General features: G+C 49.4%; 23 protein-coding genes and 2 pseudogenes. 5 read left to right on the forward strand and 20 right to left on the reverse strand.

Translation table 11 applies throughout. The features are described from left to right. Positions 1 to 2: 2 nt before the first annotated feature. The 8 genes and pseudogenes from DFQ01_RS03240 to DFQ01_RS03270 all read right to left on the reverse strand — a co-directional run bounded on the left by DFQ01_RS03240 (position 3) and on the right by DFQ01_RS03270 (position 9,683). Entirely contained in the window at positions 3 to 1,799 is a 1,797-nt protein-coding gene (locus DFQ01_RS03240) for a sensor histidine kinase (RefSeq protein WP_110042452.1), read from the reverse strand. Then, positions 1,799 to 2,383 (reverse strand): helix-turn-helix transcriptional regulator, encoded by a 585-nt coding sequence (locus DFQ01_RS32070; RefSeq protein ID WP_425452357.1) that lies wholly within the window; start codon positions 2,381 to 2,383, stop codon positions 1,799 to 1,801. The genes DFQ01_RS03240 and DFQ01_RS32070 overlap by 1 nt, the downstream gene beginning before the upstream one ends. Positions 2,384 to 3,040: 657 nt before the next feature. Beyond that, positions 3,041 to 3,433: pseudogene (locus tag DFQ01_RS32075) on the reverse strand (response regulator); the annotation flags it as partial. Positions 3,434 to 3,466: 33 nt separating this feature from the next. Continuing rightward, complete coding sequence (locus DFQ01_RS03250; protein ID WP_110042454.1) at positions 3,467 to 4,300, reverse strand: carbohydrate ABC transporter permease; 834 nt, start codon at positions 4,298 to 4,300, stop codon at positions 3,467 to 3,469. Positions 4,301 to 4,312: 12 nt separating this feature from the next. Further along, on the reverse strand, positions 4,313 to 5,248 hold the full coding sequence (locus DFQ01_RS03255; RefSeq protein ID WP_245946498.1) for a carbohydrate ABC transporter permease: 936 nt from the start codon (positions 5,246 to 5,248) through the stop codon (positions 4,313 to 4,315). A gap of 113 nt (positions 5,249 to 5,361) precedes the next feature. Continuing rightward, positions 5,362 to 6,645, reverse strand: a complete 1,284-nt coding sequence (locus tag DFQ01_RS03260) for an ABC transporter substrate-binding protein (RefSeq protein WP_174812572.1) — start codon at positions 6,643 to 6,645, stop codon at positions 5,362 to 5,364. A 114-nt stretch (positions 6,646 to 6,759) separates the two neighbouring features. Further along, positions 6,760 to 8,145 carry an AraC family transcriptional regulator gene (locus DFQ01_RS03265; protein WP_174812571.1) on the reverse strand — a complete coding sequence of 462 codons (1,386 nt, stop codon included), beginning with the start codon at positions 8,143 to 8,145 and terminating at the stop codon, positions 6,760 to 6,762. Between the two features lie 122 nt (positions 8,146 to 8,267). Further along, a complete protein-coding gene (locus DFQ01_RS03270; RefSeq protein ID WP_110042457.1) occupies positions 8,268 to 9,683 on the reverse strand; it encodes a family 43 glycosylhydrolase in 1,416 nt (471 codons plus the stop codon). Positions 9,684 to 9,980: 297 nt separating this feature from the next. Between DFQ01_RS03270 and DFQ01_RS03275 the strand changes: the two genes are divergently transcribed. Beyond that, positions 9,981 to 10,322 carry a cupin domain-containing protein gene (locus tag DFQ01_RS03275; RefSeq protein WP_110042458.1) on the forward strand — a complete coding sequence of 114 codons (342 nt, stop codon included), beginning with the start codon at positions 9,981 to 9,983 and terminating at the stop codon, positions 10,320 to 10,322. A gap of 66 nt (positions 10,323 to 10,388) precedes the next feature. On the opposite strand, the gene DFQ01_RS03280 is transcribed toward DFQ01_RS03275, so the two are convergent. Continuing rightward, positions 10,389 to 10,841 carry a MarR family winged helix-turn-helix transcriptional regulator gene (locus DFQ01_RS03280; protein WP_110042459.1) on the reverse strand — a complete coding sequence of 151 codons (453 nt, stop codon included), beginning with the start codon at positions 10,839 to 10,841 and terminating at the stop codon, positions 10,389 to 10,391. Positions 10,842 to 10,966: 125 nt separating this feature from the next. Here DFQ01_RS03280 and DFQ01_RS03285 point away from each other — a divergent pair, with 125 nt between their 5' ends. Together DFQ01_RS03285 and DFQ01_RS03290 are read left to right on the forward strand one after the other, a co-directional pair. Continuing rightward, the gene (locus tag DFQ01_RS03285; protein ID WP_110042460.1) at positions 10,967 to 11,410 is read left to right on the forward strand and encodes a GNAT family N-acetyltransferase; all 444 of its coding nucleotides are present in this window, start codon (positions 10,967 to 10,969) and stop codon (positions 11,408 to 11,410) included. 2 nt (positions 11,411 to 11,412) lie between these two features. Then, positions 11,413 to 12,051: a YczE/YyaS/YitT family protein gene (locus DFQ01_RS03290; protein WP_110042461.1), complete on the forward strand. Its 639-nt coding sequence runs from the start codon at positions 11,413 to 11,415 to the stop codon at positions 12,049 to 12,051. Positions 12,052 to 12,105: 54 nt separating this feature from the next. Here DFQ01_RS03290 and DFQ01_RS03295 read toward each other — a convergent pair whose 3' ends face one another. Beyond that, positions 12,106 to 13,638: a glycoside hydrolase family 43 protein gene (locus tag DFQ01_RS03295; protein WP_110042462.1), complete on the reverse strand. Its 1,533-nt coding sequence runs from the start codon at positions 13,636 to 13,638 to the stop codon at positions 12,106 to 12,108. A 61-nt stretch (positions 13,639 to 13,699) separates the two neighbouring features. Further along, the gene (locus tag DFQ01_RS03300; protein WP_110042463.1) at positions 13,700 to 15,514 is read right to left on the reverse strand and encodes a family 43 glycosylhydrolase; all 1,815 of its coding nucleotides are present in this window, start codon (positions 15,512 to 15,514) and stop codon (positions 13,700 to 13,702) included. A gap of 161 nt (positions 15,515 to 15,675) precedes the next feature. Between DFQ01_RS03300 and DFQ01_RS03305 the strand changes: the two genes are divergently transcribed. Beyond that, the gene (locus DFQ01_RS03305; RefSeq protein WP_110042464.1) at positions 15,676 to 16,446 is read left to right on the forward strand and encodes a helix-turn-helix transcriptional regulator; all 771 of its coding nucleotides are present in this window, start codon (positions 15,676 to 15,678) and stop codon (positions 16,444 to 16,446) included. Between the two features lie 71 nt (positions 16,447 to 16,517). On the opposite strand, the gene DFQ01_RS03310 is transcribed toward DFQ01_RS03305, so the two are convergent. Genes DFQ01_RS03310 through DFQ01_RS03320 form a run of 3 tightly spaced genes read right to left on the reverse strand, consistent with a single transcriptional unit; the run spans position 16,518 to position 18,305 of the window. Continuing rightward, entirely contained in the window at positions 16,518 to 16,988 is a 471-nt protein-coding gene (locus DFQ01_RS03310; protein WP_245946499.1) for an HAD family hydrolase, read from the reverse strand. Next, positions 16,970 to 17,368, reverse strand: coding sequence for a LacI family DNA-binding transcriptional regulator (locus DFQ01_RS03315; protein ID WP_245946500.1), 399 nt, complete (start codon positions 17,366 to 17,368; stop codon positions 16,970 to 16,972). Before DFQ01_RS03315 ends, DFQ01_RS03310 begins: the two co-directional genes overlap by 19 nt. A gap of 28 nt (positions 17,369 to 17,396) precedes the next feature. Further along, complete coding sequence (locus DFQ01_RS03320) at positions 17,397 to 18,305, reverse strand: LysR family transcriptional regulator (RefSeq protein WP_110042466.1); 909 nt, start codon at positions 18,303 to 18,305, stop codon at positions 17,397 to 17,399. Positions 18,306 to 18,463: 158 nt separating this feature from the next. Between DFQ01_RS03320 and DFQ01_RS03325 the strand changes: the two genes are divergently transcribed. Continuing rightward, on the forward strand, positions 18,464 to 19,303 hold the full coding sequence (locus tag DFQ01_RS03325) for an SDR family NAD(P)-dependent oxidoreductase (protein ID WP_110042467.1): 840 nt from the start codon (positions 18,464 to 18,466) through the stop codon (positions 19,301 to 19,303). Between the two features lie 82 nt (positions 19,304 to 19,385). On the opposite strand, the pseudogene DFQ01_RS03330 reads toward DFQ01_RS03325, so the two are convergent. The 6 genes and pseudogenes from DFQ01_RS03330 to DFQ01_RS03355 all read right to left on the reverse strand — a co-directional run bounded on the left by DFQ01_RS03330 (position 19,386) and on the right by DFQ01_RS03355 (position 24,249). Next, positions 19,386 to 19,822 (reverse strand): annotated as a pseudogene (locus DFQ01_RS03330) (dihydrofolate reductase family protein). Positions 19,823 to 19,943: 121 nt separating this feature from the next. Next, on the reverse strand, positions 19,944 to 20,912 hold the full coding sequence (locus DFQ01_RS03335; RefSeq protein WP_110042468.1) for a sigma-70 family RNA polymerase sigma factor: 969 nt from the start codon (positions 20,910 to 20,912) through the stop codon (positions 19,944 to 19,946). 195 nt (positions 20,913 to 21,107) lie between these two features. Then, entirely contained in the window at positions 21,108 to 21,473 is a 366-nt protein-coding gene (locus tag DFQ01_RS03340) for a RidA family protein (protein WP_110042469.1), read from the reverse strand. 159 nt (positions 21,474 to 21,632) lie between these two features. Beyond that, positions 21,633 to 22,037: a hypothetical protein gene (locus tag DFQ01_RS03345; protein ID WP_110042470.1), complete on the reverse strand. Its 405-nt coding sequence runs from the start codon at positions 22,035 to 22,037 to the stop codon at positions 21,633 to 21,635. A gap of 197 nt (positions 22,038 to 22,234) precedes the next feature. Continuing rightward, positions 22,235 to 22,828, reverse strand: coding sequence for a class I SAM-dependent methyltransferase (locus DFQ01_RS03350; RefSeq protein ID WP_110042471.1), 594 nt, complete (start codon positions 22,826 to 22,828; stop codon positions 22,235 to 22,237). Between the two features lie 101 nt (positions 22,829 to 22,929). Next, a complete protein-coding gene (locus tag DFQ01_RS03355; RefSeq protein WP_245946501.1) occupies positions 22,930 to 24,249 on the reverse strand; it encodes an endo-1,4-beta-xylanase in 1,320 nt (439 codons plus the stop codon). Positions 24,250 to 24,271: the final 22 nt, after the last annotated feature.

The following is a 24,271-nucleotide window of genomic DNA, read 5'->3' on the forward strand; positions in this document are numbered from 1 at the left end:
GCTCATGCCTCCTTCTTCCATTCGTCTGCCTTTAGTTGAGAAAGCGGGATATGAAAGCCGGCTTCCGTGCCTTTGTCCGGATCGCTGTTGATGTGAAACCTGACAATCCCTTTGTAGAACAGCTCCAACCGACGATAAACATTGCGAATGCCAATGTGGTCGTCCGTTCGCGTATCGGACCGCATATTGTTCATGATCTGCTGAAGCCTGCCTTTCTCCATGCCGACGCCGTTATCGACGACGTTCACCGCCAGGTCCCTCTCATTCAATCTCGCCGTCACCAAGATCGTCCGATTGTCCTTCCTGGCCTGTAGCCCGTGCTTGCATGCATTCTCGACAAGCGGCTGAATGCTCATTCGCGGAATGCGCAGAGAAAGCGCTTGAGGATCAATATCAAACGTGTAATTGAACAAATGGCCGAAGCGGAATTTCTCAATCTGCAAGTACATGGACGTCAATTCCAGTTCTTCCCGAAGCGGCACGAGGTCGTCCACCCGACTAAGCAGCTGCCGCATGAGCAGCGACAAGTTCTTAATGATTTCCGTTACATCGGAATACCCCTTCTTCGTACAGACGACCAGCAGCGCATTCAACGTATTAAACAGAAAATGGGGATTCACCTGACTTTGCAGCATGGAGAGCTCGGTGCGCACCCGCTCCAGCTCCAGGCTTTTCTGCCTGATCTCCAATTTGTAGACATCGTTGATGAGCGAGGTGATTTTGGAGATCATGACGTTGAACGTACGGATCAAACCGCCGATTTCGTCTCGTCCCTCCTTGATGTCGATCAAGTCGAACCGCTCGTTCCGAACCTTCTCCATGTGCCTGGACAGCTTCTTCACTCGGTAGTGATAGGAGAGCAGAATGATAAATATGAGCAGAGAAGGAGCAACCGTACTGATGACCGCGAGCCATATGATGAAGCGCTGCGAATCATTCAATAATTGATCGATGCGCCTTGTATCCGCTATTCCGACCAGCTTCCAGCCTTTCACGTAGCTGTATTCACCGATTGCACGTTCCATCGCATATCCGGACCTTACGTCTATGGAGGAGAGCGGGGGATTGTGCGTGATCGGCGCATCCGGCTCTGCGATGCCGGCGCTTGCGGCCACGACCTGATTCTGGTCATCGACAAGCCGAAGCTGCAAGCTGTCAAGCTCGCGATTAAGGATGTTGTCCATCTTGTCGATGTTCAAGTCGATTCGCAAATATTTGGCGTAGCTCGAATATTGGGCGTAGTTGTTCATTTTGCTGACAATGCTAATGCGCTTGCCGGGGTAAAGTCCTCCTGACTCGTAATAAGCCATGACCAGAATGTTCCCGTTCGATTGAATTAACCGATCCAGCCATGGAAGATTATTGGAAGTCTTGGAGAATACGTGATAGCTCGTTCCGTTCTGTATCGATTCGTTGTTGGTAAATATGCTGACTTCCATAATTTTTGGGGATACGTAGCGCGTCAATCGATCTCTCAATAAGTCGTTGTATTCGCTATAGTAGTCGATTGGCGAATCGTATGTGCGATCAAGCGCTTCATAGAGCGAGTCATCGCCTGCGAGGGAGCGACTCAGCGCGACGCCTTCGTCGATCATGCCGAGCAGCTCGCCGGAAGCTCGATCAATGGACTTACGCAGATTATCCTGCTCCCGAATCTGAATATCCGCCGAATTCCGCTGATAGAAGAAGGTATTGATTGTCATGATCGGGAGAAGAACGCAAAGCAAATAAATGAGAAGAAACTTGTATTTGAGGGGGATGTCGTTAACGATATGAAGAACCGCCGATCGGATTCGCATCAAGCTCCCCCTTGCCGTTTGTTTTTGTAGGAGGAAGGCAGCTCACCTGTGACCGCTTTAAATTTATCCGAGAAATAATCCGAATCTTGGTAACCAAGAGCCGCAGCGATATCGGAAACAAGCATATCGGTCCGACGCAGCAGTTTGCGGGCTTCTTCGATCCTAAGGTGGAGGATATAATCGTGAAAGCTGTATCCGGTCTCCCGCTTGAACTGCTGACCGAAATAGGCTGCGCTCAAATGAAAGCGGTCCGCCAGCTCTTGGAGACGAATTTTCTCGCGAAAGTGGAGCTTCAGATAATCAACCGCTTTCGATATCGGAGTTCCGGAGGTTTGAGTCGGTACTTCCTTCACCAATAACCGGTCGGCCGCCTGTACGCATACACGCTTAAGCGAATCACCCGTACATACGTGATTAGCACTATCGCTTCGCAGCAGTTGACGCAGCCATTCGGCTGCATCCCCCGAGCTGTCTTCCGACTCTGCGTATCGACGAAGCAGTTCGCCACGGATATGTTGAATGGTCGTGTTCAACCAGTGCTCCTCGGCCCCGATTCTATCGAAACAAAGAACCAATTCATTCACCGTGCGAACAATGCATGCCCGATCGTTCGATTCGATGGCCTGAAGGAGCGCCCCTACGTAGGTCAGTAGGTCATCTAAGCGCCACTCTCTGGCGGTCTCGCGTTCCCGGTACGCATATATGCCCGCCTGGTTCGTAATGGATGCACGACTGCGGAGCTCCATCGTCTGTCGATATAAGTCACGCACACCGGCAGGTCCGTAAGTGCTTCCGCTGCAGTACAGCGCCAGCTTTGGAGTCGGCCATCCAAGCCTAATGCCTGTTTCTCTCAACCGAGCTTCCAGCCTCTTATCGTCTAAATCGTCATCGCATACAAGCAATCCGGTTCGGCCCGGCGTCTCCGCGAAGAGCCAAGCCTGCCCGCTGCCATCGAAGCAATATTCAGCGAATGTGCGCAGCTGATCTTGAAGCGGGATGCCCCCTGTCTCAGCTTCTCCATTTCCGTCTAGGTTCCCTATCGACTCAACCATCATTAAGCGGCAGCGCGTTCGTTCGTTCGCGCCGAGCAGCCGTGCAGCAGCATTGACAGCATGAGGTTCCCTAGCATGAATCAAGTCGACAATGGCGGCGGCGATGGCGGCAGCTTGATCCTTGATGGCTGACGCCTCCGCTATCCGCCGTTCTTCCAAAGGACCTGCAAGCTCACGCAGCAGATTATGAATTTCGTCTGTGACGAGCGGCTTCAACAAGTAATGTTCCACCTGGTATCGGAGCGCCTGCTGCGCGTAACCGAATTCAGAATAACCGCTGACGATAACGGTTATGGCGGTGTGCCCCAGTTCTTCCTTCATCGTGCGAATCAGCTGTAGTCCATCGACAACCGGCATTCGGATGTCGGTCACAACCAGATCCGGATCACAGGCTCGAATCAAGTCAAGCGCATCCTCTCCATTGGTTGACGTGCCGCACAATTCATATCCGTAGGCTTCCCAGTCCACCATGGCTTCCCAGCCTTCCAGCATGAACGGTTCGTCATCCACAACCAAGACCTTATACATGAGCTCACCCCTTCTACACCTATTAGAAATCGACAATTCAGGATCGACGGTCATGCCGGAATGGTGAGTACATCCATATATCGACAATCAGCCTTTCACTGCTCCATCTGTGACTCCAGCGATAAACTGACGGTTAAAAGCCAGGAAGATCAGGAAGAGCGGCAAGGTAGATAGAACCGAACCGGTCATCACGATGGACTTATCTTGGAAGTAGGATGATGTATCCAAGCGCAGCAAGGCTAGCTGCACAGTCAGCGAGTCGCTGGATTTAAGCACGATGGATGGCCAGAGATAGTCGTTCCAGGCGCCCATGAACGTCAAAATGCCAAGCGTCGCAAACGCCGGAGCGATGGTAGGGACAACGATGCGCCAATAGAGCCGCCAGTTGCTGCAACCGTCAATGCGTCCGGCCTCCAGCATTTCTCCTGGAATAGCCGAATCGATGTACTGCCGCATGAAGAACACGCCAAACGCACTTACCATTCCGGGAACGACAACTGCCTTGAGGTCGTTGATCCAATGAAGCTTCGACATGATGATGTACTGCGGGATAATCCCAAGCTGCATCGGAATCATCAGCGAACCAACAACGCACAGAAGCATCAGACTCTTGCCGCGGAATTCCAGCTTAGCGAATGCAAAGCCCGCCAAGGAGCTAAATAGCAGCATAGACAGCGTGATGATCAGGGTAATGACGGCTGTATTGCCAACCGTCCGGATAAACTCGACATTCTCGTTATTGAAGATTTTGTCCAAATTCATCGAGAGCTTGTCGCCGTAGAAAATCGCAGGCGGTATTGCTGAAATCTCTCCTGCCGTTCGAGTGGAAATAACGGTCATCCAATAAAACGGGAACAGGGAGAAAACCGTGAAGATCAACAGAATCAAGTATACGAAGCACCGTCCGATCGGTTGTCTCATCGTAAGCCTCCTTTACCCGCGAAGCCTTCTGACGAGAAGGGAATTCAGCATGGCGAATAAAATAATGATGAGCAGCAGCAGATTGGCAATCGCGGACGAATAACCGAACGAGTGATCCGTGAATGCGGATTTATACAGATACATGACAATCGTAAGCACTTGGTTATGCGAGCCGCCGCTCGCTGCAGCTAAACCGCCCGACAGGTCGCTCAGGAAGGCGAAGGGCTCGGTGTACAGCTGCAAGCCACCTGTCGTGCCGATGATCGTAGAGAACAAAATCGTCGGCGTCAGCAGCGGAACCGTAATCCGGAAAAACTGCTGTCTGCGACTGGCTCCATCGATTGTAGCTGATTCGTACAGGTCTGCCGGAATGCTCTGAAGACCGGCAAGTTGAATGACCATATGGAAGCCCAGATAGCGCCAGATGACAAGAAGCGCAACGGCAACCTGTGTAGCCCAAGAAGTGGCTGCCCAGTCGATCGGAGACGCGCCAAGCTTGGTCAAGAAGTAATTAATGAGACCGTACTTAACGCCGAACACGTTCGCAAAGATCAAGCTTACCGCAACTAACGAGGTAATATTGGGCAGGAAGATGAAGAATCGGAAGATTGCCTTGCCCTTCAGAAATGCCTGGTTGAGCATTACCGCGAGCAATACGGCCAGGAAAATCTGAAGGGGAGTCGATTCGAACCAGATGATGAAAGTATTGCCTACCGCCTTCCAGAACATCGGATCGTCCAGAAGAACCAAGCGGTAATTGCGCAAGCCGACGTACTCTTTGCTGCCAAGCATATTCCATTTGAAAAGCGAAATATAAATCGTATAGAGCAGCGGGTATAGGCCGAATACGGCAAACAAAATAAAAAACGGCGAGGTAAATAGGTAACCGGTAATCGTATCTCCTCTGTTCCGCCGATAACGTGCTCCCATGGCCTTCTCTTGACTCATGCTCACTCCTCCTTTAAACAAAGCGGCAGGCCGCAACCGAAAGGTTCGCGACCTGCCTGTCTTGATCCTATCAACCTATCGAGACGCTTAGGTCTGCGTTATGTTCTCTCCGATTATCGGTTCAGCGTGGATTTGATTTGCTTGACCAAATCCGTCCATGTCTGCTCCGGATCCGCCCCATTCTCTACGTTAGGCAGCACTTGCTGAGCGGTCGTAGTGAAATCGCTCCAAGTATGGATAGCGTCCATCAGCGTAACTTTATTGGCTGCCTTCGAATAAATTTCGCCGACCGGCGCATTGTTGAAGAATTCGTCCTTCTTGCCTGTGAACGCCTCGTCGGAATATACACTCGGCGTCGACGGGAAGTTACCGTTCGTCTTGTATACCGACAGCTGCTGCTCCGGAGCCAAGATCCACTTCATGAACGCATAAGCAGCTTCGGCATGCTTGCTCTGCTTCGGAATGACGAGGAACGAGCCGCCCCAGTTCGCCGAACCGCCCGGCATCATCGCAATGTCCCACTTACCCGCTGCATCCGGCGCGTTCTGCTTGACTACGCCGAGCATCCACGGCGGCGCGAACATGGTTGCGAAGTCTCCGTTCACTAGACCGACCTTCCAATCGTTCGAGAAGTCCGGCTGCTTGGCGCTGAGACCTTCTTGCGCTAGCTTCACGGAATAGTCCCAAGCTTCCTTCACTGCAGGGTTCGTGTCGATCGTCAGATTGCCGTCCTTGTCGAAGATCGTATACTCGCCGGCTTGCTGAATCTTCGGCAGGAATGCGCCGAAGTACGAATCCGGTACGAGCGGTTTGCCCGTCTTGTCTTTGATTGTCTTCCCGACCTTGTAGAAATCGTCCCACGTTGCGGTGAGCTTCGATACCGAATCCCTGTCGGTCGGCAATCCGGCCTTCTCGAACAGATCGGTCCGATACATCATCGCCATCGGTCCCGAATCGGTCGGGATGCCGAAGATGAAGCTGCCGTCGGCGTTCGTCCCCTGCTTCCAGCGGGAATCAAGATAGTCGCCCTGCAGCTGATCCGCACCGAAGTCCTTCAGGTTATAGAAGTACTCCTCGTTCTTGAACTGCGGAATATCGTCGACGGTCAGGATGGATATATCGGGTGCGCCACTGCCAGCCGATAAGGCGGTCAACAGGTTCTGCTTGAGATTGGCATCATCCACCTGCACGTCGATTTTCACGTTCGGATGATCCTGTTGATACTGCTTGATGAGACCGTCCAGTCCTGGACCGTTATTCGTCCAGTATGTCAACTTGACCGTTTCGTTTGAAGCGCTTTCAGAAGAGCCGTTATTGTCAGAGCCGCAGGCAGACATAGAGATCAGAAGGGCGGCTCCCGCTGCTGCGATTGCCGTTTTTCGGAGATGTTTCATCATTCGTTCCCCCATTCCTAGTTTGAAATCCATAGCACAATTTAGTTATATCACCACCGTTCCAGGGGGGAGAATGCGGGGGATCTATCATTTCTTGAACTTATCTACGCTTAGTTGTTATTGCCCCCGAATTCTTAGATGCTCTCGATACTCGAAAGGACTGATTCCCTCCAAGGATTTGAAGAGGCGGCTGAAATAGGCTTGATCCGAATAACCGACTTCTTTGCAGATTTGATAAATCTTTAATTTCGTTTCGCCTAAGAGCCGCTTCGCATGCTCCATCCGTATACGAGTCAAATGCTGGGTGAAGGTTATGCCTGTTTCCGATGTGAATAACGCGCTTAAGTAGTTGGGGGTGATCTCGAGAGACTCCGCCAGCAAGCCAAGAGAGAAATCCTCATTCGCGTATTCCGTCTCGAGCCGATTCATCGCAAGCCGAATAATCCGATTCACGAACTCCATCGTTCTGCTTCCTGAAGTCGTATCCAATGAATCTGCCGAGAACGCCCTCAGACTCTGCTCGTACATGGAGCCGATTTCCCGTAAGTCCGAGGCCATGCCTCCGAGTCCCAGGCAGAGACTCGGGTCCACATTCTTCTGCAGTAACTTCTCCGCCTCCAGCATTTTCCGCTCAACGGACGGGACCGATACTTGACTGGAGAATACGACGGCTGTCATCAATAAATCATCGATAATGACGACCGAGCCCAGGGGGGATAATACTTCCTCCAACAACGCCCTTGCGGACGCCCGATCTTTGTTATCCCAATAAAGAGTGTCACGCCTGGAGAGCGAACAGACGCTGATCCAGCGATAGGTCGGGAGCAGCGCTTCATACGTATTCGCCGCGTCCGCCCCAAGCGTTCCATAGAACAGATCCTGTACACGCTTTTCCATCATCGTCTGTTCTCTCATCTTGACCGCGCCCAGCATCGTTCTCCTCTCCGCGTCATTGAACTCTCTGTTCACGAATCCGCTCTCGTCGTTGATTAGAACCTCGCTTAGAGCGGCGATCAGGTTCAGGGAATTGGCTTGGATTTTGATCCGATGATACGACGAAGAGTGCCCCGACGGACGAGAAGCTTCTTCTATGAATAAGTCAAGCAGCGGTCTGAGCCTCATAGTCAAATCCGAGTTCTTAGGCTGTAAAATGTCTGTTAAATGATAAAAGGGCTCGATCATGTGATGATCGTCAATGTTCAAATGAAGGCAGAAAAAAGTCATGCCTTCGGCCCCATCAGCCCTGCTGGAATGCGTCCACCCTGGCGGGATAAGCAGCAGGTCGCCCGGACCCTGCACATATTCCTTGTCTCCTACCCGCATCGCTTGCGTGCCTTCCAGCACCAAATTAAGTTCCAATAACGGATGCTCGTGTTCCGGATAAGACCAGCCTTGTCGAACGTTACGCCAATGAATACCGTAGATCTGGAAAGAAAAATGGAGGTTGGACATTGCGCGCAGCTCGACACAGAGATCGCCTTCGGGATCAAAATATTCGGCCATATTCATTCTCCTAAAAATAAGGATTTCGGTTAACTTGTACGTGATATGCCAATCGTATGCTTAAGAAAAATACCCCTTCCCGTTTCTCATGGCAGAGGTTTCGTCGGAAAGGAGTACCGGGATTATTCCAATGTAAAAGAGGCCAGGCTGGCATTGCCAATGCCCGTAAATGTAAAATATAAGGCATGCGTGCCGTTCGGAATGGCGAGATCGGCAGCATATTCTTTCCAAACATTCGTAAAATCGACCTGTATCTTACCGAGGGCCGGTCCATCCCACGATGTCTTTACTTCAAAGCTGCCGCGGCAATACCCGCGCACCTTGATTTTAACTTCCTGAACGTCGTTGCAATGAAAATATTTGAATCCTGCCGTAGCGGAATCCCGCATATTGGCGATGTATCCGATTTCCATATCCCCGTCTTTACCGTCCTGCGTAATGATCGGGAATCGACCGTCCATCCATGCACCGAATGTGCCCGAGTACGTTTCTTCGTCATTGCTGAATAGATTGCATGCCAGATACGCCGGATATTCGCCGCGCCCCACAAGCGCACCCCCATTAGCCCCGCATGAGGTCATCTCGACTTGAGGGATCGTCCCGTCGATTAGGAATGAAATGGGTTCGATGCAGCCCTGCCGGCTGAAGCTCGTTCCATTGGTATGTCTGTGATAGAAAATGTACCATTTGCCTCCGATCTCTACAATGCTGCCATGGTTGTTGCCGCCATAATACATCGGCTTGTTCGCCGGTTTGTAAGAGTCGATATGGAGATCGTTATTGCTTACAATGACTCCCTGATAAACAAACCCTCGTGTCGGATGCTTGCTGGTGGCATAGCACAGTTCGTGCATGACGATCGAGGAGTAGATGAAATAATACGTATCGCCTTTTTTTCGAATAGAGGGCGCCTCGAAAAACTCATGTCCTTCATAGCCGCTGCCCTTGCTGTAAGGCTCGCTTGGCGCGACAATAACCGGTTCCTCCACGATCGTAAGCATGTCCGGTCCGATGACTGTGGCCATGGCCCCTTTTCTTGATTTGTCGCCGAATCCACAGAAGCCGGTGTAGAGATAGGTGTTCTCCCCTTCGGTCATAACGCCCGGATCGAATTGAGGCTGGTCGCCTTCTCTCTCTCCTAGGCGAGTTCCATCCGAATCATGCACATAGCCGTAAAACTCGTATTTGCCGGCCGGCGTATCGCAGACAGCTACCGACACAATGGATACCTTGTCGAGAACATAGTATAAATAATATCGTCCATCCGGACCCATTGTCACGTCCGGCGCGTAGAGACACATGCTGCCGTCGGGATTGAGCGGATCGTCCGTTATATTGTAGATGACGCCTTCATACTGCCAATCGGCCAAATCATCGACTGGCGCCGACCAGCATACATAATCGTTCAAGCAAAAGACATGCCCGTTAAAACGGTCATGAGAGCCGTAAACATAAACTCTATCATTAAATACATGCGGCTCCGCGTCAGGGATATATTCCCAGGAAGGGAGATAAGGATTCAACCCTTGCTTTTCCATGTTGTCTATTACAACTCCTTGCCGGCTTTGAGTGCATTGCTTCTTGTAGAAGTATAATTTCAAAGATCCTGAACATTACAATAATAACGCCGCCGTTCCATCTAAGAAAATAAGAGGGATCTATTATTTCTTGAACATACCTACACCTATCAAAAATAAATTTACCGTTATTCCAGCTATAGACCTTCTTGCTATCGATCGCTTTTCCATTGGATTGGGAATCGGTAGAGCCTTGGTTTTGTTTCATCCTCCCAAAGGTTATACTTGGACCAGACCCTTGAAAGGAATGACACGAAGATGAAAGTAAGCAAGCACAGCGCCGAGCACTACATATGGGGCGATAGCTGCGATGGATGGCGTTTGGTGAAAAATCCGGATTTGAGCGTTATCCATGAGCAAATGCCTCCGCATACATCTGAAGTCAGACATTACCACGAGAAAGCTCAGCAATTCTTCTTTATCCTATCCGGTACGGCAACGATCGAAGTGAATGGCGAAGCGATCATCTTAAACGCTCAGGAAGGCGTCGAAATCCCGCCGCTCGTTCCGCATCAAATGTTCAATAAGTCCGATGAAGCGGTACAGTTTCTTGTTATCTCTCAGCCAGCAACCAAGGGCGATCGAATCATTGCAGACTAGCTTGCCATGAGCGATGCAAAGAAGGGCACCCCAACAAAGTTGAGATGCCCTTCTTTGGTCCATTCATTAGTAATCCCGCTTATTCCCCTTCTTCACATGCTCCCAGTCGACCTCAACGTTCCTGCGAACCCGCTGCAGCAGATGAAAGAGCGTCTCCTCTTCTTCTTCCGTGAATCCAGCCAACGCCACCGCGTTCGAATAGTCGCCCTCTCTCTTGAGAAAAGGATAAGCTTGCGCGCCTTTGTCCGTCGTATAAAGCCTCTTGATCTTCTTGTTCGTTTCATCATCCTTCTTCTCAACAAGCCCTTGCAGTTCTAGCTTCTGTATCGCACGGGCCGCCGTTGTGCGGTCCACCTTGATCATCTCTGCCAGCTTCTCCTGAATGATGCCCGGGTTCTCATGGATGCGTACCAAATATAAATACTGGCCTTTCGTCAGATCGATTTCCTTGAACTCGATATTGCTAATGGAATCCAATGCTCTTGCGATCATGCCAACCTCACGAAGGATCTCCCTCATATTCCCACCTGCCAGCGATGTCTATTTTGTTGCATTTGCAACATTATATCTTATACTTGTTTTATTGCTGTTATTCATTATGACGGTTTTCGCGAATAAATAAAGCTTGGAAGGATTGAGAACGTATGAGATATGCACAAAGAATCACGCTGCACGAAGAGCTCGAAACTGCGTTTACCATTCGAAAGAATGTTTTCGTTGAGGAGCAAGGCGTGCCTCTCGCAGATGAATTCGATCAATACGATAAGCTGGAGGGACCATGTGTTCATATTCTCGCTTATTATGATGGGAAGCCCATCGGGACTGGGAGAATTCGCAGCGTGGAGGGAATCGGGAAATTAGAGCGAATTTGCATCCTAGAGCCTTATCGCAAGTTCGGCATCGGGAAGAAGATCATCGCGGCATTAGAGGGAATCGCAGTCGAGCAGGGCCTTCGGAAGGTGAAATTGCACGGGCAGACGCAGGCGAAGGGATTTTATACAAAGCTTGGCTATCTTGCTGCATCAGAAGAGTTTATGGAAGATGGGATCCCTCACATCTTGATGATGAAGGATCTTACGATTGCCTAATCATGAAGAAGACTCGTGCATCAACGCTCTTCCTCTTCATATGCGGCATTCTGATCTTAACCTTTGGCATTGCGCTGACGATACAAGCCGACCTTGGGGTATCGCCATTTGATGCATTATTAGTCGGATTGTCCTCAAGCGTCGGTCTTACCGTCGGAAGCTGGGAGGTACTCATCGCACTCTTATTAATCGGTTGCAATGCTTGTCTCTCTAAACAACGGACGGAGATACTGGGCTTGGCGACAGCTTTTATAACCGGCATTGGGATCGATGTGTGGTTGTACCTGTTGCATCGTCTGACCGAGCCCGAGCATCTGTTCAGTAAGCTTGCCTGCTTTGGCGTAGGCATGATCATCATCGGCTTAGGGACATCCGTTTATTTGCACACCGATTTTGCGCCGATCCCGATTGACCGACTTACTCTCGTTCTGCAGAAAATAACAGGATACCGTTTACTGGTGACGCGTACAGTGATTTATCTCGTTTTCTTAATAGCCGCACTTCTGGTCCAAGGACCAATCGGCATTGGAACCATTCTCACCGTATGTCTAGGGGGCATCATTCTGAATACCTTCATGCCGCTTGCCCAGAAGGTTTTGAATCGACCTTACGCTTCAGACTCATCCTCTGATCACTCCTAGTAATGAAAAAAGGACGCTCCTCGACAGGAGCGTCCCTCTACTATCCGAACCCCATTACCCAAGCACCTTATACTCAAAATTCGAGAACGCGGCCGTTCCGCCGATCTCCTTCGTCGAGAACAGGAACAAGCCGATGCGGCAGCCCATGAAATGGTCGAGCTTGTATAGCATTTTGTGCCCGATGCCAAGCTGTTTCCATTCCTCGCCGTCCTTGTAGTAGAACGTGCAAATATCGTTATTGTCGACAAAATCGCCGTGCGCCTTCAACGTTACCGTGTCTCCGCTCACCGGAATGCGCGCATACTCCGTTCCTGGCACGCTGTCCACGAGATTGCCGAAGATCGTGCGGTCCTCGCTGTCTCTCGCCAGCATGACCAGATACGTCTGACCCGCTTCCTTCGTCAGCGCGATCAAGCCGTACATGCTGATCAAGAAGCTGATGCCGGCGTAGTCGCCATCCTTCAACTGGCTGCCGTCAAGCGTTACTGTCGCTTCACATGCAGGACCCATCGACCGCTGCGTCAGCGTGTTGACCGCATACGTCAGGTTCGGGCTAAGCTGACCCGTTTGAATTCGATATGCCCCGTCGGTCACCGACCAGAGTGCATCATTCGGAATATGATTCCACTGCCAGAAGTCCTTCAGACGCACCTTGCCTTCCGCATCCGGCTCATAACGGAAATCGTCACTGCCCACAAGTGGCTTATATTCGTAGCCCGGACGCGTGCTCGGAATGTCGATCGATTTAGGCGCTTCCTGCGCAAACACCGGCCAGCCGTTCTCGAACTGGAGCGGGACAAGCACCGGAATTCGGCCAACTGCACCGTGATCCTGGAACAACATCGCGTACCAATTGCCGTCAGGCGTATCGACGATGCCGCCTTGCGCGACGCCTGCATTGAAGTAGCCCATATCGTCGTTGAACACTTCGCCGCCTGTCCACTCGCCATCAAGCGAATCTGCAACATAGCAAGCTTGCGTACGACGGCCATTCGTAGCCGGTGTAATATGGATGAAAAAGGCGTAGTATTTGCCGTTGATTTTGTACAAATGCGCGCCTTCATAACCGAGGTAATACTTGTCCTTCTCCCGTACAATGATGCGATTCAAGCCATCCGGCTTCGGACCCGACAGATCTGCATGCAGCTCCGTCAGATGGATATCCGCGTTGCCATAGATGAGATACACGCGGTCGTCGTCATCGAACAACAGCGAACAGTCGTGGTAGAAGCCTTCTATGTACTGCTTCTTCCATGGACCTTCAATGTCGGTTGCCGTGTACAGGTACGTCTTATGCGTATCGTTCGCAACGAAGATAACGTAGAATTGCCCCTTATGATAACGAATCGACGCTGCCCACATGCCTTGGCTGTAGATCGACTTGCCATCCTCGAGCCGCTGGCCCGGCGTATCCTCAAGCACATCATACATATAAGTGGCAACTTCCCAATGGATAAGGTCATACGAGCGCAAAATAACGCCGCCCGGCATCATATGCATCGTCGTGCTGACCATATAATACGTGTCGTCTACCCGAATGACATCAAGATCGGGATAGTCGGCCCAAATAATCGGATTTGGATACATAGCACTTTCTCTCCTTCATGACTTCATCAAATGTTTAACTTCAACAGCTGTCACACGCCATTTACTTTACAACGACTTCAATCGATACCGCCGTCAGCGCCGGATTCAAGTCTTTGTCTTCCGTCAGATCAAGCACCGGATAACCGTCGATATCAAAATGGACACGGCGCAGTCCCGAGCAGCGAGGCGCACTAACACCCGGTCTGCCGTGATATACATTCCAGATGACGCCATGTTCATCCGTTACATAAGAGTTGTGACCAGGTCCGTATTCGCCCTCGACGCTCCGCGACGTGAGCAGCGGGTAGTTCGTTTTCGTCCAGCTGGCTGGGTTCAGCAGGTCTGCATTCGTATCAATTGTCAGCAGCCCGACGCAATAGGTTGCATCGACAAGCGCGCTGGAGATCGTCATGAACAGCTTCTTATCCCGAATAATAACGAATGGTCCCTCGTCAACGAATGTATGATTGTTCGCCCAGCCATAGTCCGGCTTCGACAGCAGCACCGGATCGCTGATAAGCCGCCATGGTTCCTTCGGATCGATCTTCGCAATGTAGATCCATGCCCCGATATCGACAGGCAGGAATTGACGTTCCGACCAAGCTGCATAGCACTCGCCGTTCAACTGAATAACGGTCATGTCGAGCGAGATGACTTTGCCTGCTTCGCACAAATACGATCCATCCTTCTTCACGACGCGCATCGGCTCCGACCAATCGGCCGCAACGGTCGGATTGCCGCCTTCGCGCAGCTTCATCACATGGCATTCCTCATAGAAGAACTCGCCTGTCGTCGCCGCATGGAAAATATACAGATTGCCTTCGATACTATGAAGCTCCGGCGCCCACAGCAAACCTTTGATGTGATCGTACGTCTCGGTATCAAGAATGAGCGATTCCGCTGCGTCCACGAGACCCGAGATCGTATCCGATTCCCGGATGTATAACGTTTTGTTGTGATCCGCGTCATTCGTAGCGATGAAATAGTATCTCCCGTTCCACTTCGCAATGTTAGGGTCAGCGCGGTGCTCCATCGTCGGGAACGCATAGCGATCCTGATGTACCGTTCCCGACACGCGATAAGTGCCTGGTGCACTCCAATTCACCCCAGCCGCCTGCCATGCCACAGACTTGCCTGCCGTTGTGCCATCACTGTATACAGCCGTCGCACGAACGGCATTCAATTCCTCTACCGAGGCCGCCGTTACTTGCTCCGGCACCTGCACTGCCACATTCGTCGGAACCGTCAGTCTTCGCACTAGTCGGTGAGCGATCTCGGGCGAGACGCTGATGACATTGCGAGGCACGATGCCTTCAATGTCTGCCGACACAGACGGAAGTGCAAGCGCTTCCGCTTGTTCCGGCGCCGATGCACCCGAGAGGTGGAGCAGGTCCACCATGACATTCCGGTAGCTGCTGCCATTCTCGTCTGTCCAATGCATCACATAAGTGTCAGCAGCCGCATCATACGAGCAAGCGATGTCCTGAACGTAGGTATCGCCCTTCAGGTCAATCAGACCGATCTCGTTATATTGCAGCAGATCCGATGACGTGAACAATAGAACCGATCCCTTGCTCTGCTCGTCCGGCTGTCCGTCATGCTCGGTGCGTACGGCAACAACGGCGAACGTGCCATCAGCCAGTTGGAACAGGTACGGGTTCTTCAAGCTCTTCGGATTCATCGTGCCATCCTCGTTGTCCGTCGCCTTCGCAAACAAGACACCGCTGTTATGGTTCAGCGCTTCATAACGCTCGCCATCTCCACTGTAGGCAAGGTGCATGCTGTACGCGAGTTTGTTCGCGTAGATGATGTCTTCTTGAGGTTCACGCGTATAGCATAGAACATCGTTACGATCGTTTTTCATTTCTGTTATCATAGAGGATAAATCACCTTTTTTTTGATATTTTCTAATACAAATACAAGATGAGTCCGCGGATTATTGTTTATTTTACATAGAAATTATAGACCAGCAGCATTCGCCTCACAATGATCTATGATGATAGAAACTTGATCTATTCTACGATTGGAGAATCTCTAATGACTACCATCTATTACGTCGGGTATGAGTCGGATCACTCCGGTGATTTTGTGTACGACATACCTGAAGGCCATGATTTCTGGCTGCTCATTACGACGCAGACCCCTGCTGTATTCTGGGTAGAGGGAGAGCTTCGAGAGTATCCTGCGAACCAAGCCGTCTTATATCCTCCCCATCAGAAAATCTATTACCGTGCCTGCACCGATACGTATGTGAACGATTGGATACGGTTTGCTTCCTCCGAGTCTTATGTGACGGAGACAACGCTGCCGCTTGGCGTTCCGATCCCGCTGACGGACCCCGCGTACTGCCATCAGCTGTTCCATCTGCTGGCGGCTGAGAATTATTTCAACTACGACTATCGGGAGCTGTCGATCGATTATTTGCTGCGCATTTTATTCAACAAGCTGCATGAAGCATATCAGACGAAGGAACGAACCCCTCATTATCAAGTGCTGCTTGACCTGCGCAAATCGGTGTATCACAATCCGGGCGCAGAGTGGACGGTTGCTGCAATGGCCGAGCATGTACATCTGAGCGCAGGTTATCTTCAGGCCTTGTACAAATCAACCTTTGGCATCTCCTGCATGGACGATGTCATTCAGAGCCGAATTCGACTGGCCAAGGAGAAGCTCAGCTACGGCCCGCTGCGTATTGCCGATATTGCTGTACAGTGCGGATACAAGAATGTCGAGCATTTCACCCGACAGTTCCGTCAGATCGCAGGGTGCACGCCAAGGGATTTTCGCAAGAAGGCTTCAGCTCATTGATAATAGAAACAGCGGCAGCCTTGGACGATATAAGAGGTCCTTGACTGCCGCTGTTTTATTGAACTAACGAACTACTGGGAATTTAGAAGAGAAAGTACATCCATCGGATGCTCAAACTTATACTTAGCTGGAATACGGTCGGGGTGCTTACATCCCCAAAGCGCTAGTCCAAAATCCATACCTTCGTCTCTTGCACATTCATAGTCATAGATAGTGTCACCAATATAGATGGATGACTCGGCGCTTGCCTCTGAAATCTGTAGGAATTGCAGCAGTGGATCTGGATTAGGTTTATGAAGCCTTGTGTCGTCCGCACATACCATGTATTTGAGATCGTTAGCCAGACCAAACGGAACAAAGTCATTTTGATATTCATGATACGTCTTTGAAGTTACCACTCCCGTTGTAATTGAACGTTCCTTTAGGGTGGTCAGCACCTGCTGAATGCCATCGTATACATGAATAGTCTGTCGATAATCTGCCATGTACTCATTCCCATATTGATTCGCAAGATCAATATCCTCTATCCCCAGCTGGGGCAAAGATGATGATCCAGGGATTCCCAGAACGAAAGCAGCTGCTTGCTTTTAAGCATATCCAAGTAACTAAGTTCGATGTCCGGGTTATATTTCGTAGGGAGAACCATCACGGTGTATCCAAGCTCGACGGATTGATTTAATTTGCCATGAAGCATTTGATCAAAAGCTTGATTATTATTGTGGGGCATGATTACGCCGATGTTTCTTGTTTCTTTACGTATTAAATCGACAGCAAGACGGTTAGGCGTATAATCCAATTCATCAATTACACGCTGTACGGCCGCCCGTTTGGATTCAGATACATACGAATTATTATTTAATACTCTTGATACGGTCGATACAGAGACTCCTGCCCGCTTTGCGATATCATTAATATTGGTCAAGTTGCATTCCCCTATCTACGACTCGACATCACTCAACCTTAGGTAAAACATTACCTTGCATTTCTTTTATGATTTCTAAGAATTGACCCACTTCCTTGGATGGATGTAATGGATATATCAAACCGTATGGAACTGTGAAATCTAAATCACTAGGGATCGTCACCAAGGAAGGATGAATATCTGCCCACGCCTCCAATGTTAACATAACCGTATTACTTTCCTCGCAGCGATTAAACACATCAAGATCATAGAGACGCGGAACATCCTTAATTCGAATTTGAGGATGTTTCATTTTCAGGAAATCTCGTATGTCATGAATGACAGCACTATTCCCTCCATTCACTACAGCCAATCTTTCACCATACAAATCTTCGACACAAAGTGTTTTTCTTGAAGCCAGCTTATGCTGCCGAGATACGGCAAAGCAAACGCGGTAACTCCCAAGCTCAAGCACACGGTAGTAATCCTTCAAGTTATCTGTAAGAAATGGCCCCGCAATGATATCGAGCGATTGGCCAATCATGCGGTAAGTCGTTGGGAGTGTATGTGCGTCATCTTCGAAATGAACGATGTTTATTCCGAATTGAGGGTATAGGTCGCTAATTCCATTCCACAAATCAATCAAAACCTTACAGGGATTAAGCATAGAAGTACCGACCCGAACAATATGCCGATTAGCCTGTGCGGACTGATGCATGCGGATAAGAGATTCTTGAAAATACTGCAGCATATGTTCCGCATCTTTGATAAAAGCTGTTCCTGCCTTTGTGAGGCTGACACCGTGGTTGGTACGGATAAAAAGCGGGACTCCGGCTTGCTTTTCCAACAAATTCATTTGCTTCATCACAGCGGTTGAAGAAATAAAAAGCTTTTCGGCTGCCTTAGAAAAGCTTCCGGAATCCGCCACTTGAACAAACGTCTTCAGTTGCTCAATCATTCAGGTTGCTCCCCTTTTGCATAAACCATTAGTTAATACCATGCTAACTTATTTGAAATTCCGTAGCAAGCTGCTAAGCCGTAACATTAGAGAAGAACGAAAGAGAAAACAGAAGCTTTAAAACACTACACACAGGAACTGTATTGGAGGAGAATACGATGGAAAACAAAGTCTGGTTCATAACAGGAGCTTCTCGCGGATTAGGGCGCATTTGGGCGGAGGCCGCACTCTCTCGCGGGGATAAGGTTGCCGCGACCGCTCGCACACCGGAAAGCATCGCCGAACTTAAGGAACGTTTTGGAGACAATGTTCTCCCCCTAGCGCTCGATGTAACGGATTCCCAGCAGGTCGAACATGCCGTTCGGCAGGCTCATGCGCATTTCGGCAGGCTGGATGTGGTTCTTAACAATGCAGGTTACACGCTGGTTGGTACAGCTGAGGAGGCTGACGAATCCGACGTCCGCGCTCTGTTTGACGCCAATTACTTTGGTACGCTTCGGGTCATCCAAGCTGCCCTGCCTCTGCTTCGACAACAAGGCAGCGGGCACATTCTCGGCGTCTCAAGCGCTATGGGCATTGTTGCGGCACCGCTCATCGGCTTCTATTGCGCTTCCAAATGGGCAGTCGAAGCACTGCACGATAGCCTCGCTCAAGAGGTTAAAAGCTTCGGCATTAAGGTCACGTTGCTCGAGCCGGGCGCCTTTGCAACCGACTTTGGAAGCCCCCTGTCCATGAAGACATCACAGGGATTGGAAGTGTACACTGAACTTCGAAATCGGGTGACTGCTCGCTTATCGACAGAAGAACGAGGCGATCCGAATGCGACGGCCGAAGCGATTCTTCAAATCATAGACGCCGAGGACCCACCGCTGCGGTTCGCGGTCGGCGCAGGGGTCTTGCCTTTGGTGCGCGGAGTCTATGCTGATCGTTTAGCTACTTGGGAGACATGGGAAGCTGTTTCGAACGGAGCGCAAGGAACGCCGATAAGCCGCCGTTAGATTTGGAATTAGCAGAAGGTAAAGAAACAGGGGGCAGCTGCAAAGGCAGTCTGTCCCCTGTTAGCATACTTAAGTGACAAGATCATCTAACCGTCTGGTAAGCGAGGCCTATGGCTCCAGAATCAAAGGTTTTGTTTTCGATTAGTTTAAGATTGATCTTCTCCTTGAGACCTTGGAATAACGGCAATCCCTTACCGATCAGGACGGGAGAAACCGTAATTTTATACTCATCTATCAAATCATGCTGCATAAGGTAGTGTGCAAGCCTGGGACTGCCGAGGATGACCATATCCTGGCCTGGCTGCTGTTTGAGATTCATGATCTCTTGCTCGACATCTTCTTTCACCAGTCTGGAATTGTTCCATTCGACATTCTCCAGCGTCGTGGAAAAAACGATATTTCTTTCGCGTATTTCTCCAATTCAGCATTGTAAGAAATCCAGCCAATGTCCATTTCACCATTCGGCCCTTCTACAAAACCGTCAAGCGATGCGTGCAGGAATAGAACGAGTTTTCTCATATTCCATTCTCCTCCGATGTGGAATCTATATTCAATGAACCTTAATTTAACGTTTCCCGTTTATTGAAAAAAGCTGCCCCGCGGCAGCCTTCTTGATATTGAGCGACCTGTTCATCACTTTCTACTCTACGATCGTAATGACATTGCCGTCTGGATCATGGACATGAAAATATTTTCCACAAGGTAGATTATCATAGCGATTTGATACGGTTACCCCATTGTCGAGCAACTGCGTATAAAATGCTTCTGCATCATCGGTACGCAACTCAAAGATCGGCGCTGGCTTTCCGTTTCGTGTAAAATGTAACGGGGTTAGTTCTTGCTCTTCATGCATGAGGACGCTTGGACCATTTTCTCCAAGTTGAATGATCGCATTTGCGTTTTGATCAAAGCGCGTAGGTTCCCGCAGCAAGATGACACCAAGATTTTCTACGTACCATTTTGCTGAAACCTCTACATTTCGGACCGGAAGATTAATACATGCAAGCCCTGTGATCCTTTTCATTACCTTTGTAACAAACGCCGAACCTAATTTTTGTTCTCTCATCGTTTGCTCCGCCAATTCAAACAACTCCTTCTTTAACATGGTTTTGGCCCTGCGAAGACGACTTTCCACTAAGCTGAGGTTCATATCATACAGCCTACTAATTTCCGTTGCAGTATAGCCACCTAAATAATACTGCGTAATAACCATGCGATACTTTTCATCCAGTTCCCCAAGTGCCTTCCATACCGCCTGTTGTCGTTCGCGACGCAAAAACGTTTCTTCGGTGAAGTTCTCGGCACTACCGGCCAGCACCGCGTCTTCAAGCCCCAAAGAAGGCTTCATTTTGCGAGCAAAATCCGTTGCCGTATTGCGTGCGATACTCAGAAGCCAACTTCCGAATTTACTTGCGTCTTGAAGTTTGGTTAGGTTGTACCAGGCCTTCACGAAAACTTCCTGAGCGACATCTTCTGCATCGTGGGCATCGCCCAACCTTGAATAAGCAGCTAAATAAACGGCATTGGCATATCGGCCAACCAATTCTCTAAATGTTTCCGTGTTTCCTTGAGCTGATTGTCTCACCAGTATACTGTCCTCGTTGGTCATGTCTCACCTCTGTGAAGCCGCCTCACTTATATAGACGGATCTTTGGAGCAATTACAGTCAAATAGATTGCCGGTTCCTATATTAAATATCTTATATACTTCAATAATTGAGCTATCGTCACCCGTTAGTGCAACCAAAAAGTTAACTCTTTGCTCGGGTTTCAGTAAACCATGCAAGTGCAAGTTGTTCCATAAATTATCCTTTAAACGCTATAGCGTCAAGTTGGAATTGAAGTCCATCCTCTCCGCCACGATGTGCAAACTCTGTTTGTATTGATTTGCGTGCAGGATACTTGCCATTAAATCTTTCTTTGACTACCTTTTCCAACACAGGTATGTTCCAAATATCTCTAAACATGCAATCAATCTTAACGACTGATTCTAAAGTTAAACCGATTGATTCCAGTCGCTTTTCCAAATGGTCAAATGCACCATTAATTTGATTCTCAATAGGTTGACCAATATTTCCGACACAATAATTTATGAATGCAAAATCACCAGCCTCAACAATTCCAGAATGTACCCAATCCTCATTAATATCTCTCCTTACAATTTCACCCATATAATTACCCCCTATATGAATAAGTATCTATTACAAATAATCAAGAACATATGTTCCCTTACAGTACCATAAATACCCAGTTTATTCAACTAATTTGCCCGTTAGCTTAACAGCCTGCCGACTACGGCAGGCTGCGTTATTGAGGTAGCGTTCTCATCATCATAGTTTGCGAATTTTGATGCATTTAATATACTCTGTTTCATTTACTTTAACGGCGATGGCATCTTTCTGCGAGATGTTTTGAATTGAATAAAAATTAATACCTAGCGGGGCTTTACATTCAGATACTGAACAACCTATATCACCATTTTTCTCTACTTTTGACTTTACAACTCTTTGCCCTTCGCCAATATGATTTTCAATTTGTTCTGCCTCAACTAATTCATTTGTAAAGCCATAAACATATCCATTCAGAGCTACAGTATATACATATTCTTTAGCCTCAACTTCTGAAGTAGCCTTCTGCGACTGACTGGAACAAACGCACAACATTAAACAGCTCAATAGCGTTACAAACACAACTTTTATTATAGAGTTACATCTAATAAACCTTAACTTTCTCAATTTGTCTCCCTCCTTGATAACATATAAATATAAGACGGAATTTCAACTGTAAGGTTACGCTATCCCACCCAATCGCTTAATAGAAAGAGCAGTTGCCACGATGGCAAGCTGCTCCTAGATGTTCTGAATAAACATAACCATTTTTTTTATTCTGATAACTTGTTAGCTGAAGCTCGAACTGCCATTGGTTTCTATTTTCACTTACCTCTTCTTAACGTGGAAATATGGAAAGGATAGCGGTTGAATGTCTCATACCGCTCCAATTGTTCGATAATCGCACCGCGGTCCTCTGCATAATGCTCCAGCCTGCTGACTGGCGATTGCTTCAGGCCCGCCATGAACATTAGGCTGCCGCCTGGCTTCAACAAACGAAGACAGGCATCCAGGCACTGCTCGAACTGACCCGCTTCTTGAATGGCAGACCCAATCAGAGTGACAAGATCAAAGGCGCCTTGAGGCAGCTCTGGATCGAAAATGCTCCGGTTCACAACCTCTGACGGATTCGGATGTCCCTCTCTCTTCTGCCGATACGCGAACAACTCGCAGATGCCGCTGTCGATATCGATGCTCGTCAGCCGTCCTTTTCCCTTCAACCAATAACCAAGATAATCATCCCAGTCACCTGTACCGATTCCAACATTGCAGACTCGCATCCCATCGATAACCGCGAATTCCTTTCTCGCATACACGCGCGTCATGCACTCCGCATACAAATTGTCGGGCGACGAGTTCCACTCCCCTGCCTCAGGTCCCTTCAGCTCCAAGTAATGGTTAAACAGTTTCTCTTCCATTCTCTATCACTCCCTATAGCGAGCAAAAGGAGCAGGCGTGAATTCACTGCACGCACTGCTCCTATGCCGTCTGTATCTATCTTGTCCTCCTATTATAGGGACTATTGCGGTAATTTGGAAGGGTCAACAATCGCCCAAAATGCTTGCTTCGCATGCAGCTGTCGATCGAACAACAAAGGAGCGTCTGTCCGCGTAACCGGGAATGTGTTAAGCCATGAATGCTCGTCCGTAATGCCCCAGAACATAACTCCGCTGAGGATGTCCTTGTTCTCCTTGAAAGCGTCGAACAGCTCGCGATACTTGTCCGCCTGACTCCTCAGTACGTACGCAGGAATGTCATCGCCGTAGTCGGAGCGGTCATTCCAAGCATAGAGACTCATATCAAGCTCCGTCACGATGTTATCGAGCCCAAGCTCGGCAAACTTCTTCATAGAGTCGATAATCGAGAAGACGGAGGGCCCTGCAACGCTAATATGCGTCTGATGACCGACGCCATCGATCGGCACCCCTTTGTCCAGCATCGACTTCACGAGTTCATACAGACGGTCGCGTTTCGTAATATCGTCCGTGCTGTAATCGTTGATATACAGCTTGATGTCCGGGCCACCTGCTTCGCGTGCAGCGCGAAATGCCGTCTCGATGAAGTCGACGCCTGCGATTTTGTACCAATTGCTTGCCCGCATGCCATCCGGATCGCCTGGTTCGATAACCTCATTCACAACATCCCAAGACTTAATATCGTCCTTATAACGCGACACGATGGTGCGCACATGGTTATCTAGACGTTTCAGCAGCAGCTTCTTGTTCGCTTCCCGCTTTTTCGGGTCCGTCTCGTCCACCATGGAATTGCCGTTCTCATCTTGGAAGAACCACCCGCCTACCTGATTGTGCCAGACGAGCGTATGGAAGCGAAGCTGCATGCCGTTCTCTTTTGCGAAGGCGACAAGCTTATCTGCATTGGTCCAATTGAAGTTACCCTCCGATGGCTCAATCGCATCGGGCTTCATGACGTTCTCCGCTACGAGCCAATTGACCTGCTTCTTCAGTAGATCCGCATGCAGACCTGCCGTCTCATCGGGTTCAATCGCAGCGCCTATCGGGAAATAATCCTTGAACACATCCTTCAGCGATGGGATGTCCATCTCGACGGACGGCGCCGGAGGAGGCTCTGCAGCCGCGACAGTCGCATCCTTCTCTTCCTGTGCCGCAGCGGCTGCATCTTCGGCTGGCTTCGCAGCATCTGCTTCTGCTGCCGCATCGGTCTTCGAACCATCCTCCGTTTGCTCTGTCGCAGCAGATACTGGCTCGTTCGAATTCTTGCTGTTTTTGTCCATTTGATTAAGAAATAATACAAGCACTAGAAACACGCAAATAACGATTGTTGCAATAATGATTCCCATCCGTGCAACCGGATTGTTCAATGGAACCCATCCTCTCTCCTCA

It is taken from the genome of Paenibacillus cellulosilyticus (assembly GCF_003182255.1).
Classification (GTDB): domain Bacteria; phylum Bacillota; class Bacilli; order Paenibacillales; family Paenibacillaceae; genus Paenibacillus_T; species Paenibacillus_T cellulosilyticus.